Below are 15,448 nucleotides of genomic sequence, written 5' to 3'. Positions count from 1 at the left end.
GTATATACACGTTCCATGCTTGCCTCCCAATGTTTATGCACCAACCTGCGTCGTGCCGCCCGTGGCGTCAGCAGGCACTATGACGGCGCCCTCGATGGCTTCGGGATCAACGTCGCCCAGTATTCCTTGCTGTGTAACCTGCAGCGCCTGAACCAGCCGAGTATTTCTACCCTGGCCGATGCCATGGGCCTGGATCGCAGCACCCTGGGGCGTAACCTGCGGGTGTTGGAGGGTGAAGGCCTGGTGCGGTTGGTGGAGGGCGATGACCTGCGCAACCGTTTGGTCGTGCTCACGGAGGAAGGCAAACAGCGCCTGGCGGCCGCGTTGCCGGCCTGGGAAGCGGCGCAGCAGAAACTGATTGATAAGTTAGGCGTGCAAAAACGCGAAACCCTGTTGGCCTTGCTGGATGAACTCGCTTAAAAGCGGGCTTGTTCGAATACAAGCGGGTATATACCCGTAGCGGAGAATAATAATGACCTCGATGTGGCGTACCAGTGGCTGGATTCTTGTCGGGAGTGCGCTGATCCTGGCCCTTTCCCTGGGCGTGCGACATGGCTTTGGCCTGTTCCTGGCGCCCATGAGCGCCGAGTTTGGCTGGGGTCGTGAAACCTTCGCCTTCGCCATCGCCCTGCAGAACCTGATCTGGGGCCTGGCGCAGCCGTTTACCGGGGCCCTGGCCGACCGCTTTGGCGCGGCCAAAGTCGTGATGATCGGTGGCGTGCTGTATGCCTTGGGCCTGGTGTTCATGGGCTTATCCGATTCGGCGTGGTCGCTGTCGTTGAGTGCCGGCTTGTTGATCGGGATCGGCCTGTCCGGTACCTCGTTCTCGGTGATCCTCGGCGTGGTCGGGCGTGCCGTGGCCCCGGAAAAACGCAGCATGGCCATGGGCATTGCCAGCGCCGCCGGGTCTTTTGGCCAGTTCGCCATGTTGCCGGGCACCCTGGGCCTGATTGGCTGGCTGGGCTGGTCCGCCGCCTTGCTGGTGCTGGGCCTGCTGGTGGCGCTGATCGTGCCGCTGGTGACGATGATCAAGGACCGCCCGCTGCCGGTGGTGGCAGGCCAGCAAACCCTGCGCGAGGCCCTGCACGAAGCCTGTTCCCATTCCGGGTTCTGGTTGCTGGCCTTTGGCTTTTTTGTCTGCGGATTCCAGGTGGTGTTTATCGGTGTGCACTTGCCGGCCTACCTGGTGGACCAGCATCTGCCGGCGACCGTCGGCACCACGGTGCTGGCGCTGATCGGCCTGTTCAACATCTTCGGCACCTACACCGCAGGCTGGCTCGGCGGGCGGATGTCCAAGCCACGTTTGCTTACCGCGTTGTACCTGCTGCGGGCGGTGGTGATCGTGTTGTTCCTGTGGGCGCCGGTGACGCAAATGAGTGCCTACCTGTTCGGCATGGCCATGGGCTTTTTGTGGCTGTCGACCGTGCCGCTGACCAACGGCACCGTGGCGACCTTGTTTGGCGTAAGAAACCTGTCGATGCTGGGTGGGATCGTGTTCCTGTTCCATCAGTTGGGCTCGTTCCTCGGCGGCTGGCTGGGGGGCGTGGTCTATGATCGAACCGGTAGCTACGATTTGATCTGGCAGGTGGCGATCGTCTTGAGCCTGGTCGCGGCCGCCCTTAACTGGCCTGTGCGTGAGCGACCTGTGGCCAGGTTGCAAGCGCAGATGGGGGTTGCATGAACTCGATCGGGTACTGGGTTAGCGCAGCCGGCCTGCTGACGTTGTTGCTGCTGGCCTGGTGGGGCTGGCAGCGCAGCGGGCTGGCGTTGATGCAACTGGGTATGTCGATCTGTTAAGTTGCTTGCCTGACTTTGTCCAAGGACACCCCACATGTTAATGCGTTGGCTTGCAGTACCCGCCCTGATGATGGCCTTTGGTGGTGTCGCCATGGCCGCCGATTGCCCGACGTTGCTTGAAGGCCAATTGCCGAAGTTGCGCGCCAAGGAATCCATCGATCTGTGCCAGCGCTTTGCCGGCAAGCCCCTGGTGATCGTCAATACCGCCAGCTTTTGTGGGTTCGCCCCGCAGTTCAAGGGCCTGGAGGCGTTGTATCAGCGCTACAAGGGCGATGGCCTGGAAGTGATTGGCGTTCCTTCCGATGACTTCAAGCAGGAAGCCAAGACGGGCGAGGAGACGGCCAAGGTCTGCTACGTGAATTACGGCGTGACCTTCACCATGACCGAGCCACAGAAGGTCAGGGGCCCTGATGCGGTACACCTGTTCAAGGTCCTGGCCGAACAAAGCAACGCGCCGAAATGGAATTTCTACAAGTACGTGGTAGATCGCCAGGGCAAGGTGATCGCCAGCTTCTCCAGCCTGACCAAGCCGGACAGTCCGGAGCTGATCGAGGCTGTGGAGCAGGCGCTGGCATCCAAGCCCTGATTATCGGCCACTAAAAAGCCCCGCCTCCTGTGCAGGAGAGCGGGGCTTTTTTATGCAGCGTTGGATCAGAACTTGTACGTCATGCCCAGGCCAAAACCGTTGGCGCTGTTTTCATATTTGGCGTTGTACGTCTGGCCCAGCTTGTTGTGGCTGTTGACCTTGATGTCTTCTTCCTGGAGGTACGAGTAAGCCAGGTCGATGGTCATGTTATCCATGACCGCGTAGCCCAGGCCAACACTGAAGATTGTCCGGTCGCCGGTAGGGATACGTGGCGAACGATTAGTGTTGTTGGTAGGCGACTGGTCGAAGGTCAGGCCGGTCCGCAGGACCACTTGCTTGGTCAGTTGGTACGAGGTACCGACTGCGTAAGCCCAGGTGTCGTGCCAGTTCTGTTCTTCCGTGATGGTGCCCACCAGCTGTGGTGCTGCACCGCCGCCGTTGCCCGCAGTGACACCTTCGTTGTTGACGGTGATGTCTTTCAGGCGGCTCCAGCGTGTCCAGGTCGCACCGGCATACAGCTTCCAGGCATCGCTCATGTCCTGGGTCACCGACAGGTCCCAGGATTCAGGGGTGTCGATCTTCAGCGAAGCGTCGTAGCGGTTGCCGCGCAGCAACTGGCCTGGAACGCCGGTGCCTGGGGACACTTCGGTGTGGCCTTCGAGCTTGTACTTCACTTTCGAGTGGTAGGTCAGGCCCACGCGAGTGGTGTCGGTGGCTTGTACCAGCACGCCAACGTTAAAGCCCAGGGCGGTATCGTCACCCTTGATCTTGATGTTGTTGACGGCGTTAGGCACTTGCGGCAGCGAAACATCCGACTCCAGCGTACCGGCGATGCGGTTGAAGGTCGGACCGAAACCTACGGACACCCGGTCGTTGAAGGCATAGCTGACAGTTGGCTGGAAGGTAATGACCTTCACTTCGCTCTTGCTGCCAAAGCCGCGACCCTGGAAGCCACGTTCGTAGTCAGTGACCAGGCCGAACGGTGCATAGACGCCGAAACCGACTGCCCACTGCTCGTTGAGTTTGTTGGTGTAAAAGCCGAACGGCACGGCAGTGAAAGGCACCATATCGCCTTTGTTGCTACCGGAAGTGTTGGTGTTGCCGCTGACCTGGCTGATATTGGTCGTGGCATCAATCGCTGCAACACCGCCTGTGACTTGCTGGCCTTCAAGGCGAGCCATACCGGCAGGGTTGCCAAAAACAGTGCTTGCATCATCGGCAGAAGAAGAACGGCCTGCGAAACCGGTACCCATCCCGCTAACACTCTGTTCGTTGAGGGCAAAGCCGCTTGCGAACAGTTGGGAAGAGGCCATGGCAACGGCGAGGCTAAGTGTGGTCTTGAGCATTACTTTTTTCATTATTAGAACTCCGTGGTGATCACCGCTGCGGAAAGTATCAATAAAATTAACTTAGCGCTATAGGCTGTAATATAGGAGATAGAGCGGTTTTGTAGGACAATCCGACCAAAATTGCCGCTTTTTGCCGAATCTTGCAAAGTGCCCGATCAGCAGGCGACCTGATTCATTGGGTTTACACAGGTTTGCCAGGCCTGGGTGTAATCGCGCAGCCGACCCTGGGGGTGAAATATTTCTTTCCAGATACGCGCCATGGCCAGCAGGTCGTCGGGTTGGGGCAGCTCGGGGCGATGTTGTTCCACCAGCGACCAGGCGATGGCGGTGGCGTAACGCAGGTTGACCGCCAGCTCCAGCTGCGGCCCGCTGAGGAAGGCATGCTGGCTGGCGAGGCCGCGCACCAGGCTTGCACGCTCGGGGTCCAGGGCCAGGTAGTTGTCCCACAGGGCTCTGTGACGCGGTTCGGTGATGCGATACAGGCCGTGGCCGCGCCGGTCGTGCAAGGCAGAACCCAGTTCCGATTGGCTGGCGGCAACTCCCAGCAGCAGGGTTTCTGCTGTCTGGCTGTGGCGACCGAGGTAAATCAGCGTGGGTCGGATCACATAACGACACAATTCGCCGGCGGCAATGCCCATAAAACCCTCGAAACCTTGAAAGTGGTCGACGAGGCCTGAGAAGGGGGCTTGGCAGCGGTGAATCGGATCTCAGGCTCGCCGGAGGCGGATCATGCCGCCTGAGTTGAAGTGTAGTGTCAGATTCACGACGTAAAGGACTGTTTTTAAAATATTTCCGGCCGGTGGTTATAAGCGTTATATCTGTTTGGCCTAAAAGGAACTGCTGAAAAACCGAATCGCGGGCAATAAAAAACCCTGCCTTGCGGGCAGGGTTTTCGATGTTCAGCGTCGGGTCAATCAGGCAACCAGGGCCTGACGGGTACGCTCGATCACGGCCTGCAGCGGTTCTGCGCTGGAGTATTGATCGGGGTACAGGCGTTCGCTGTGACGAGCGATACCGTGTTCGTTGACCAGGGTGAAGCTGAAGCAGCCTTTGCGAGCGGCCATGATCAGGCAGTTCATTGGGGCAAAAGCATTGGTGAGGGTGCGAATGGCATCCTGAGTATGGATTTGAGTGGACATATTATTGGTGTTCCTACAAATGACACGGATAAGATCCGTGCAACGTTAAAACGTTCCAGTGACGCTGATCACCATTGATCATGCGAAGAACCCGACTGGAACAAAGCAGCCAGTTTGAAGCGCTAAATAGTTTGGCGCGCTTGGGCTGGCAGGTAGGTACTTAGGAGGGCAGGCAACACAACAGGGGCAAAGGTTCTGGGCCCAGGGTGAAGATCCTGATCAATTTGCAGGTTGGTTCGGTCAGAGTATGGAAACTTCGCGACACCCTTTGCATTGTTCAAAGGCAGTGTCGTCGCAAGTGATACCTGGAAACCATCGAGGTGGTCGATCCCATCAAGATTGACAGAACTTCTCTTTAGGGAAGCTACATCACGGGGATTTGTTCGACCAGAATTGACTTTCAGCTTGGTACTAACGCCGCAGATAGTAATGGCTTGAAACAGGTAAAGCAAGTGTGTTAGCCAAAATACTTTATTGGGGGCCAGGCCTCGGTCCGGGCTAGTGTGTCACCGGCGTAACGTTTTGCGCCGTGTGAGGGTGGGGATATAACCGCCAGGCAGGTAGTTGTGCACATTGGTTGCGCAGTGTGTCACCAGGATGGTGCGCGGCCCGATTGACCCACGAATGCCTGCATCGAAAATTTAAGTCAATGAAAAACCTGGCTTTTTTTTATTGGTGAAAAAATCGTCAGTTTAAGCGCGGCCCCCATTCCATGGGCCTTTGCGCGAGTTAAAGCACGGTTGTCCACTGAGTTATCCACAGCTTCTGTGGATTGTCCCGAGCGCTTGCTCTAGAACGGGCGTGCAGGGTTTTTTCAGCTTTACCCGTACGAAAAAAGGAGTAGAGTGGCGCGCCTTCCGTTCTGCCCTACAGTGCTTTATGAAGTTTCGCTCAGTATCACCTTCTGTTACCGACAACCCTGCTAGTGTTACCCCGCCCAAGCGTTTCTCCTTGAAGGTCGCCTTGTGGCTGCTGGATAGCCCGCGCATCGGCGATAACCCCAACATCAAGCATTTCGCCGGACGTTTGCTCAAGCAGCCGGCTCGTGAAGGTGTGGTCGTGGCACAGAGCCGCCTGGGCCTGTTGATGTGTCGCGAGTGCGGCAATGCCCGGGACCGCCGCATCGGCCATGACCTCCTGCGCCAGGCCGCCCGTGCCGGCGACGTGGGCGCCCAGCGTGAATTGGGTCAGCTCAAAGACTGAGCTGTCCACGAAGCGCCTGCTTGGTTAACCTTCCTCTTTTACCGTAATGGCAGGAATGGCTATGGCTTTTGACTGGACCAGTGTGGCACTGGGTCTCGCCGCTGCGGCGTTGCCTCTATCGGTCCTGTGCTGGCAGATCCAGCGCCGCCTGAACGCACGCCGTACCGGTTGGGAACTGCTGGAAGAGCGCCTGGCCACTGCGCAACTGGCCCAGGAAGGCCTGGCCGCGCAACTGGACGCCAGCCGCGACGAGATCAGCGACCTGAGCCAGGCCAATGCGGCCAAGCAGGCGGATCTGGCAGCGGTACGCCGGGAAGTCGAGTTGCTGCAAATCGATCGCGATAACGCGCGGGATGCGGCCCACGCCTGGAACATCGAGCGCTCCGCCAAGGAAGGTGAGCTACGCCGCCTGGATGCCTTGTCGGCCTCCCTGCGCGCCGAACTGCGTGAGCAGCAGGACAGCCATCAACAACGCCTCAACGACTTGCAAGGCTCGCGGGATGAATTGCGTGCGCAGTTCGCCGAGCTGGCCGGGAAAATTTTCGATGAGCGTGAGCAGCGGTTTGCCGAAACCAGCCAGCAGCGTCTGGGGCAATTGCTTGACCCGTTGAAGGAACGCATCCAGTCGTTCGAAAAGCGCGTGGAAGAAAGCTATCAGAATGAAGCGCGCGAGCGTTTTTCCCTGGGCAAGGAGCTGGAGCGCCTGCAGCAATTGAACCTGCGCCTGTCGGACGAAGCCACCAACCTGACCCGCGCCCTTAAGGGACAGAAGACCCAGGGCAACTGGGGCGAACTGATTCTGGAGCGCGTGCTGGAACATGCCGGCCTGGAGAAAGGCCGTGAGTACCAGACCCAGGTCAGCCTCAAGGGCCCGGATGGCGAGCGTTTCCAGCCGGACGTGCTAATCATGTTGCCGGGCGACAAGCAGGTGGTGGTGGACTCCAAGGTCAGCCTGACCGCCTATCAGCAGTACGTGGCGGCCGATGACGAGGTGATCGGCCAGGCCGCCCTCAAGCAGCATGTGCTGTCGTTACGCAATCATGTCAAAGGCTTGGCCGGCAAGGACTATAAGCGCCTGGAAGGCCTGCACAGCCTGGATTTCGTGTTGTTGTTCGTACCCATCGAGGCGGCGTTTTCGGCCGCGTTGCAGGCCGAGCCGAACCTGTTCCAGGAGGCCTTCGACCGCCATATCGTGATCGTCAGCCCGACCACCTTGCTGGCGACCCTGCGGGTGATCGACAGCCTGTGGAAGCAGGAGCGGCAAAGCCAGAACGCCCGGGAAATCGCCGAACGCGCCGGCTGGCTGTACGACAAGTTCGTGCTGTTTATCCAGGACCTGGATGAAGTCGGCAATCGATTACAGCAGTTGGATAAGGCTTACAGTGCTGCGCGCAACAAGCTCACAGATGGTCGCGGCAATCTGGTCAGCCGGGTGGAGCAACTCAAGCTGTTGGGCGCGCGGGCCAGTAAAGGCTTGCCTGCCGATCTGCTGGAAAAAGCGATGACTGACGAAGATGGCGTCGCCCAGCTACCTGACTAGACACAGAACTCTATGTGGGAGCGGGCTTGCTCGCGAAAGCAGTGGGTCAGTCAACATCAATGTTTGCTGGGCCGACGTCTTCGCGGCGATGCGGCGATCCGACAAGCCCGCTCCCACAGGGGGGCTCGTTCACTTAACTGAGCGGTATTACGGCAAGCCAGCACCCGAACGTTACAACGGCAAATGCCGGTTCAGCAGTGCGCGCAATGCCGCCGGTTTTACCGGCTTGGCCAGGTAATCCAACCCCGCTGCATGTACCTCGGCCACCATCTCCGGACGGCCATCGGCGCTGATCACCACCCCAGGAATCGGCTCCGCCAGTTGCGCGCGCAGCCAGCCCATCAACTCCGTGCCGGTCTCGCCGTGGTCCAGGTGGTAATCCACCAATGCCAATTGCGGGCGCATGCCCTCGGCCAGCAACGCCGCGCATTGCGCCTGGTCGCGTGCGGTCCAGACCTGGCAGCCCCAACGACTCAACAGGCTGCGCATGCCAATCAGGATGCTGTCTTCGTTGTCCACGCACAGCACCTGGGCGCCGCTCAGTGGCAGGCCCTTGTCCGGTGTGGCCTGCACCTGCAAGCTGGTCTGTGCCTTGGCCAGCGGCACACTGACGCTGAACACGCTGCCTTTGCCTGGCCATGAGCGCACGCGCAAGCGGTGACCGAGCACGCGGCACAGCCCGTCGGCAATGGCCAGGCCAAGCCCCAGGCCCTTTTCGGCACGGGTCTGGTGGCTGTCCAGGCGCTTGAACTCTTCGAAGATGACTTTCTGTTTATCCAGCGGGATGCCTGGGCCACGATCCCACACCTCCAAGCGCAGTTCGCCGCGACGCCGTCGTACACCCAGCAGTACCGGGCCGTGGGCATAGCGAAAAGCGTTGGTCAGGAAATTCTGCAGGATTCGCCGCAGCAGCTTGATATCACTGTCGATGCGCAAGCGGCTGCCGCGCAGGCGGAAACTCAAGCCTTGCTCCTGGGCCAGCACCTTGAACTCCGCGCCCAGGGCGTCGAACAGTTCACTCAAGGCAAACGGCTGGCGCTGAGGGTTGATCTTGCCGTTTTCCAGGCGGGAGATATCCAGCAAGTCGCTGATCAGGTCTTCGGCCGAGCGCAGCGAACTGTCCAAGTGCTGCACCAGTTGCCGGGCCTCACCGGATAAGCCTTCGCTCTGGTGGGAGAGGGCGGCCGAGAACAGTCGCGCCGCGTTCAACGGTTGCATCAGGTCGTGACTGACGGCGGCGAGGAAGCGGGTTTTCGACTGGTTGGCCGACTCGGCCACACCCTTGGCATCGGTCAGGGCCACATTCAGTTGCGACAGCTCATGAGTGCGCTCGGTGACCCGCTGTTCCAGGCCTTCATTGGCCTCGGTCAGAGCCTGCTCGGCCTCGCGGAACGCAGTAATGTCAGTAAAACTCATGACAAACCCACCGCCCGGCATCGGGTTGCCGATCAACTCGATCACCCGGCCGTTGGGAAACAGCCGTTCCGACGTATGTGCCCGGCCCTGGCGCATCCAGTGCAGGCGCCGCGCCACGTGGACTTCGGCCTCACCCGGGCCGCACAGCCCGCGCTCGGCGTTGTAGCGAATAATGTCGGCAATCGGCCGGCCGACGCTGATCAGGCCGTCGGGATAGTTGAACAGTTCCAGATAGCGACGGTTCCAGGCCACCAGCTTGAGGGACTGATCCACCACACTGATGCCCTGGGTGATGTTCTCGATGGCGCCTTGCAACAGCGCCCGGTTGAACTGCAGCACTTCGGAGGCTTCGTCTGCGATACGGACTACGTCCTCTAGCTGCATTTCGCGGCCTTCAATGGCCGCTTTCACCACCGCCCGTGTGGATGAGGCGCCGAGCACGCCAGCCAGCAGTCGTTCGGTGTGGGCAATCCAGTCGTTGTCGGCGTTCTGGTTGGGGTTAAAGCCTTTGCCTTGGCGATAGGCGAAGCGGATGAAGCTCTGCTGCGCGCGTTCCTCGCCAACAAACCGCGCGGCCAGGCTCAACAGGTCATTGATCTGCACCGACAGCATGGAGCGGGCGCTGGCGCGCTGGCTGGTTTCCTGGCCGATAAAGCGCCCGGCCTGCCAATGCTCCGACACCCGTGTACGCGACAGCACCGAGACCCAGGCAAACAGGGTGAAGTTACCGGCCAAAGACAGCACCACACCCTGGGTCAGTGGCGTGATCGGCAGCCCCAGCGGGTTACCGTGCAGCCAGGCCAGGCCCGGGAAGATATTCAGCGACCAGCCCAGGCTATGGGCGGCAATCGGCAACACCAGGGTGTAGAACCACAGGAAGGTGCCTGCCGCCAGGCCGGCAAACACGCCGCGTCGGTTGGCTTGCTTCCAGTACAGTGCGCCGAGCATCGCCGGTGCCAGTTGGGTCACCGCAGCAAAGGCGATCTGGCCGATGGTCGCCAGGCTGGCGGTGGAACCGAGCAGGCGATAACTGACATAGGCCAGCAGCAGGATAATCACGATGCTGACCCGGCGTACCGAGAGCATCCAGTGGCGGAAGACTTCGAACGGGCGCTCGGCGTTGGTGCGGCGCAGCAGCCAGGGCAGCAACATATCGTTGGAAACCATGGTCGACAGCGCCACGCTCGCGACGATGACCATGCCGGTCGCCGCCGAAGCGCCGCCAATAAACGCCAGCAGCGCCAGGGCCGGATGGGCTTCGGCCAGGGGCAGGCTGATCACGTAGGAGTCCGGCAGCACCGAGCCGGGCAGCAGCATTTTGCCGCCCAGGGCAATCGGCACCACAAACAGCGCAGCCAGCACCAGGTACGCGGGGAACACCCACTTGGCCAGGCGCAGGTCCTGGGGCTCGATGTTCTCCACCACGGTGACGTGGAACTGGCGGGGCAGGCAGATGATCGCCATCATCGCCACGCCAGTCTGCACCACCATCGACGGCCAGTTGACGGTCTCTTTCCAGTACTCCTCCAGCCTCGGCGCGAGCATGGCCTGGCTGAACAGATCGTTGAAACCGTCGTACAGGCCGTAGGTAACAAACGCACCGACGGCGAGAAATGCGAACAGCTTGACCAGGGATTCGAAGGCAATCGCCAGCACCATGCCACGGTGGTGCTCCGTGGCGTCGAGGTTGCGGGTACCGAATACGATGGTGAACAGTGCCAGCACCAGGGACACGATCAGGGCGGTGTCCTGGGCCCGCGTGCCGGTGGCATCGGCACCGGCGCCAATCAGCAGGTTGACCCCCAGCACGATGCCTTTGAGTTGCAGGGCAATATAAGGCAGCACGCCGACCAGGCAGATCAGCGCCACGACCACCGCCAGGGACTGGGATTTGCCATAGCGCGCAGCGATAAAGTCAGCGATGGAGGTAATGTTTTCCTGCTTGCTGATCAGAATCATCTTTTGCAGGACCCAGGGCGCCAGCACCAGAAGCAGGACGGGGCCCAGGTAGATCGGTAAAAATGCCCACAGCTGTTCAGCAGCCTGGCCCACAGCGCCGAAGAAGGTCCAACTGGTGCAGTACACCGCCAGCGACAGGCTATACACCCACGCGCGCACCCGTGGCGGCAGCGGCGCGCGGCGGCGGTCACCGTAGAAGGCGATGGCAAACATAATGGCCATGTAGGCCAGGGCAACGGCGGCGATCAGCCCGCTGGACAGCGTCATGAGTACTCCGGACATAAGAACACCCGGGCATTCCAGGCCCGGGGCGACAGTCTCGCATGATGGCCGGGGTTAGTCAGTGTCGACGAAGGTCGTGTAGGGGCGGTTCCTACGAACGTGGAGGTAGGGTCTTCTGACGCAGGATGTAGATCGTCACCAGCACCGCACTGGTCAACATGAACCCGCGTGCCCAGGGCAATGGCACCAGGTAGCAGGACAGGCCGATGCTCAGCCACATCAGGCCGATGGCGTACACCTTGCCTTTTAATGGAATGCCGTTGCCGTCCAGGTAGTCACGAATCCACGGGCCAAGGCGCGGGTGATTCACCAGCCAGTCATAGAAACGCGGGGAGCTGCGGGCAAAGCAGCCGGCAGCCAGGAGCAGGAAGGGGGTGGTCGGCAAGACCGGCAGGAAGATCCCGATCACCCCGAGTGCGACGCTCAACCAGCCAATGGCCAGCAGCACGTAGCGCACAATCGGGGAGCGGTTGCCCATGGGCGCCACGGGCGGGGTACTCAGTGGTGGCGAGGCTTGAGGATCGCCGGTTTTTCGTCGGGGGCGTTGCACAGCAGGTACAGGGCGGTCAGTGCTTCCGGGATCTGTACGATCATGTCGTCCATCAGGTTGGCGTCGCTGGCGATATCGGCGAACTCAGGCTGGTCGTCGAACAGACCGGAACCGACCATGATCGGCAGCAGCATTTCGCTGACTTCTTCCTCGGCGGTTTCGAACCAGGCCGCTTCACGCAGGAACACACCTTCCATGAAGCCAATGCACCAGCCGCGCAGGTCGGAGTCGTCGGGCTCTTCGCCGAGGTCGAGGTCGCAGGGCAGCTCGAACTCCTCATCGGACGCCAATTGGCGTGAGATGTGGGCCTTGAGCTGGAGCAGGGTTTCTTCGATCTCGGTGCGCTGGGCCTCATCCTTGTAGTGCGGCTCTTCGGCGAACAGGGCGTCGATCCATTCACGATCAGGCACAGGTTCGGAGCAGATCGACAGCGCAGTCAGGTAGCCGTGGGCGGCCACGTAGTCCAGCGCCTCGTCATGCAGCTCATCGGCATCGAGGAAGGCTTGCAGGCGGTTTAGTTGCTCAGCGAAGGACATTGAAAGACTACCTTGGGAATAAACGATGCTGAATTCTAGGCCTTCTTGAGCGTGCAGGCCAGCCGCACGGCATATTTGCAAGGTTTTCAGATGGGCCGCTATTCGTCAGTGGCGCCCTTTGCCGGGGAGCGCTCGGGTATACTGCCGCGTTTTGTGATGCCCCTGCAGGCCGGATGCGGTTGCGGGAAAAGTTCGCTTACGGATTATTTCCCGGCCAGGCGTGCTTTTTCAGCCAGCCTGTACAGAGGGATTTCGGTGGAATTTGGAGTTTTTCATGCTTGAACAGGCTCAACGCGTCCTCAAGGACATCTTCGGCTACGACAGCTTTCGTGGCCGCCAGGGTGCGATCATTGAGCGCGTGGCCAGCGGCGGTGATGCGCTGGTCCTGATGCCTACCGGTGGCGGCAAGTCGTTGTGCTTCCAGGTGCCGGCATTGTTGCGTGAAGGGCTGGCGGTAGTGGTCTCGCCGTTGATCGCGCTGATGGACGATCAAGTGGCCACCCTGGAAGAGTTGGGCGTCGCCGCCGCCGCGTTGAACTCTACCCTGAGTGCCGAACAGCAACGCGACCTGGCGGCGCGGATCCGCCGTGGCGAAGTGAAGATGCTCTACCTGGCGCCCGAGCGTCTGGTCCAGCCACGGATGCTGGCATTCCTGCAGAGCCTGGAAATCTCCCTGTTCGCCATCGATGAGGCCCACTGTGTATCCCAGTGGGGCCACGATTTCCGCCGTGAATACCTGCAATTGGGGCAACTGGCCGAACTGTTCCCCAATGTGCCGCGCATCGCCCTGACGGCGACGGCCGACAAGCGCACCCGCGAGGAAATCGTCGAGCGCCTGCACCTGCAGAACGCCGAGCGTTTTCTCTCCAGCTTCGACCGTCCCAACATCTTTTACCGCATCGTGCCCAAGGAACAGCCACGCAAGCAGTTGCTGGCGTTCCTCTCCGAGCGGCGCAGCGATGCCGGGATCGTCTACTGCCTGTCGCGCAAGAAGGTCGATGAAGTGGCGGCGTTCCTGTGTGAGCAGGGCTATCCCGCGCTGCCTTACCATGCCGGCCTGCCCAACGAGTTGCGGGCCTATCACCAGAAGCGCTTCCTTAACGAGGAAGGCCTGATCATGGTGGCGACCATTGCGTTTGGCATGGGCATCGACAAATCCAACGTGCGCTTCGTGGCCCATATGGACCTGCCCAAGTCCCTTGAGGCGTACTACCAGGAAACCGGGCGTGCCGGTCGCGATGGCCTGCCGGCGGATGCCTGGATGGTCTACGGCCTGCAGGATGTGGTGATGCTCAAGCAGATGCTGCAAAACTCCGAAGGCGATGAGCGCCACAAGCGCCTGGAGCAGCACAAGCTCGACGCCATGCTGTCGCTGTGCGAAGAAACCCGCTGCCGTCGTCAGACCTTGCTCGCCTATTTCGACGAAGACATGCCCCAGCCTTGTGGGCATTGCGACAACTGTGTGGACGGCGTGCAGACCTGGGATGCTACCGAGCCGGCGCGCCAAGGCTTGTCGGCGATCTTCCGGACCGGCCAGCGTTATGGCGTCGGCCATCTGGTGGATGTACTGCTGGGCAAGGACAACGAAAAAATCCGCAGCTTTGGCCATCAGCACCTATCGGTGTACGGCGTAGGCAAGGCGCGGGCTGAAGGCGAATGGCGCTCGCTGTTCCGCCAGATGGTGGCACGCGGCCTGGTGGATATCGACCTGGAAGGCTACGGCGGCCTGCGCCTGAACGATAGCTGCCGGCCACTGCTCAAGGGCGAGGTCAGCCTGGAGCTGCGCCGCGACCTCAAGCCGCAGACCACTGCCAAATCCAGCAGTACCAGCCAGGCCAGCCAATTGGTGCGGGGCGAAGAGCGCGAACAGTGGGAAGCCCTGCGTGCCTTGCGCCGCAAGCTGGCGCAAGAGCACAGCGTGCCGCCCTACGTCATCTTCCCCGACTCCACGTTGCTGGAGATGTTGCGCGAGCAACCGACCACCATGGCCGAAATGGCCCGGGTCAGTGGCGTCGGCGCGCGCAAGCTTGAGCGTTATGGCCAGGCCTTCCTGGAAGTCCTTGGTGGCCAGGCCGAGGCACCCAAGGAAATCGCCGATATCCGCCACGAATTGATCAGCCTGGCCCGCGCCGGCATGACCCCGATCCAGATCGCCGGGCAGTTGCAGTGCTCGGAAAAAAACGTCTACACCTTGCTGGCCGAGTCCATTGGCAAACAGCAATTGTCCCTGGAGCAGGCCCTGGATCTGCCGGAAGATTTGCTGGGTGAAATCCAGGATGCGTTTCTCGACGGCGAGGGCGAGTTGCCACCGGTGTCCGACATCGCGCCGCTGTTCACCGGGCGGGTGCCGGAGGGTGTTTTGTACTGTGTACGGGCCGCGTTGCAGTCGGAATTCGAGATTTGATGCGTCAATTACGACAATGTAACGAATCAGTACATTGCAAGCCTTGCCTACGGCCATGGGGCATGCTTAGCTGACTAATAATTAGCCACACTTTATTTTCAGTCTAATCCATGAGTTTTTTATGCCGTTAACCGATCAACACCGTTTTGGCATGCAGTTGGCGCAAATGTCCCGTGGCTGGCGCGCCGAACTGGATCGCCGCCTGGCTGGGCTGGGGTTGTCCCAGGCGCGCTGGCTGGTGCTGCTGCATCTGGCCCGCTTTGAAGAAGCACCGACCCAGCGTGAGCTGGCCCAGAGTGTCGGGGTGGAAGGGCCTACATTGGCGCGCCTGCTCGACAGCCTGGAGAGCCAGGGCCTGGTGCAACGCCAGGCTGTGCTGGAAGACCGGCGTGCCAAGCGCATTGTGTTGTGTGATCCAGCAAGGCCGTTGATCGATCAAATCGAGACCATTGCCACGGCTTTGCGCCAGGAGCTTTTTGTGGGGGTCGATGAAGAAGAGATGCGGGTGTGCATGCGTGTGCATGGGCATATTCTGGCGAACCTGGAAAAGACCTGATCCGATTACGCCGCTGATCAAAATGTGGGAGCGGGCTTGCTCGCGAAAGAGGTGTGTCAGTCAATGTATCCGGTGACTGAACCACTGCTTTCGCGAGCAAGCCCGCTCCCACACAAGCCTGCTCCACCTCG

At 60.5% G+C, this 15,448-nt stretch carries 13 protein-coding genes; 7 read left to right on the top strand and 6 right to left on the bottom strand.

Annotated features, from left to right (window positions below; translation table 11 throughout):
- The first annotated feature begins 15 nt into the window (after window positions 1-15).
- From ACSSVH_RS18560 to ACSSVH_RS18550, 3 genes are all read left to right on the top strand, one after another.
- Window positions 16-420, top strand: coding sequence for a MarR family winged helix-turn-helix transcriptional regulator (locus tag ACSSVH_RS18560; RefSeq protein WP_169955253.1), 405 nt, complete (start codon window positions 16-18; stop codon window positions 418-420).
- A 61-nt stretch (window positions 421-481) separates the two neighbouring features.
- Complete coding sequence (locus ACSSVH_RS18555; protein WP_169955264.1) at window positions 482-1,681, top strand: MFS transporter; 1,200 nt, start codon at window positions 482-484, stop codon at window positions 1,679-1,681.
- Between the two features lie 150 nt (window positions 1,682-1,831).
- Window positions 1,832-2,383 (top strand): glutathione peroxidase, encoded by a 552-nt coding sequence (locus ACSSVH_RS18550; RefSeq protein ID WP_169955254.1) that lies wholly within the window; start codon window positions 1,832-1,834, stop codon window positions 2,381-2,383.
- Window positions 2,384-2,448: 65 nt separating this feature from the next.
- On the opposite strand, the gene ACSSVH_RS18545 is transcribed toward ACSSVH_RS18550, so the two are convergent.
- From ACSSVH_RS18545 to ACSSVH_RS18535, 3 genes are all read right to left on the bottom strand, one after another.
- Window positions 2,449-3,741, bottom strand: coding sequence for an OmpP1/FadL family transporter (locus ACSSVH_RS18545; protein WP_169955255.1), 1,293 nt, complete (start codon window positions 3,739-3,741; stop codon window positions 2,449-2,451).
- A 146-nt stretch (window positions 3,742-3,887) separates the two neighbouring features.
- Complete coding sequence (locus ACSSVH_RS18540) at window positions 3,888-4,370, bottom strand: hypothetical protein (protein ID WP_169955256.1); 483 nt, start codon at window positions 4,368-4,370, stop codon at window positions 3,888-3,890.
- 276 nt (window positions 4,371-4,646) lie between these two features.
- On the bottom strand, window positions 4,647-4,871 hold the full coding sequence (locus ACSSVH_RS18535) for a hypothetical protein (protein ID WP_007898912.1): 225 nt from the start codon (window positions 4,869-4,871) through the stop codon (window positions 4,647-4,649).
- An 879-nt stretch (window positions 4,872-5,750) separates the two neighbouring features.
- On the opposite strand from ACSSVH_RS18535, the gene ACSSVH_RS18530 reads away from it, so the two are divergent.
- Complete coding sequence (locus ACSSVH_RS18530) at window positions 5,751-6,074, top strand: SEL1-like repeat protein (RefSeq protein WP_169955257.1); 324 nt, start codon at window positions 5,751-5,753, stop codon at window positions 6,072-6,074.
- Between the two features lie 175 nt (window positions 6,075-6,249).
- Complete coding sequence (locus tag ACSSVH_RS18525) at window positions 6,250-7,614, top strand: DNA recombination protein RmuC (protein ID WP_169955265.1); 1,365 nt, start codon at window positions 6,250-6,252, stop codon at window positions 7,612-7,614.
- Between the two features lie 171 nt (window positions 7,615-7,785).
- Here ACSSVH_RS18525 and ACSSVH_RS18520 read toward each other — a convergent pair whose 3' ends face one another.
- From ACSSVH_RS18520 to ACSSVH_RS18510, 3 genes are all read right to left on the bottom strand, one after another.
- Window positions 7,786-11,256, bottom strand: a complete 3,471-nt coding sequence (locus tag ACSSVH_RS18520) for a hybrid sensor histidine kinase/response regulator (RefSeq protein ID WP_169955886.1) — start codon at window positions 11,254-11,256, stop codon at window positions 7,786-7,788.
- Window positions 11,257-11,362: 106 nt separating this feature from the next.
- Window positions 11,363-11,749 carry a YbaN family protein gene (locus tag ACSSVH_RS18515; protein ID WP_169955888.1) on the bottom strand — a complete coding sequence of 129 codons (387 nt, stop codon included), beginning with the start codon at window positions 11,747-11,749 and terminating at the stop codon, window positions 11,363-11,365.
- Window positions 11,750-11,769: 20 nt separating this feature from the next.
- Complete coding sequence (locus ACSSVH_RS18510; protein ID WP_169955890.1) at window positions 11,770-12,357, bottom strand: UPF0149 family protein; 588 nt, start codon at window positions 12,355-12,357, stop codon at window positions 11,770-11,772.
- 274 nt (window positions 12,358-12,631) lie between these two features.
- Between ACSSVH_RS18510 and recQ the strand changes: the two genes are divergently transcribed.
- Together recQ and ACSSVH_RS18500 are read left to right on the top strand one after the other, a co-directional pair.
- The gene (gene recQ, locus ACSSVH_RS18505; RefSeq protein ID WP_029292447.1) at window positions 12,632-14,761 is read left to right on the top strand and encodes a DNA helicase RecQ; all 2,130 of its coding nucleotides are present in this window, start codon (window positions 12,632-12,634) and stop codon (window positions 14,759-14,761) included.
- Window positions 14,762-14,882: 121 nt separating this feature from the next.
- Complete coding sequence (locus ACSSVH_RS18500; protein WP_169955894.1) at window positions 14,883-15,317, top strand: MarR family transcriptional regulator; 435 nt, start codon at window positions 14,883-14,885, stop codon at window positions 15,315-15,317.
- Window positions 15,318-15,448: the final 131 nt, after the last annotated feature.

The sequence above is a fragment of the Pseudomonas sp. HC1(2025) genome (assembly GCF_058742075.1).
Note: the sequence above shows the minus strand (reverse complement) of the source record. Positions and strands in the feature narration are given on the sequence as shown.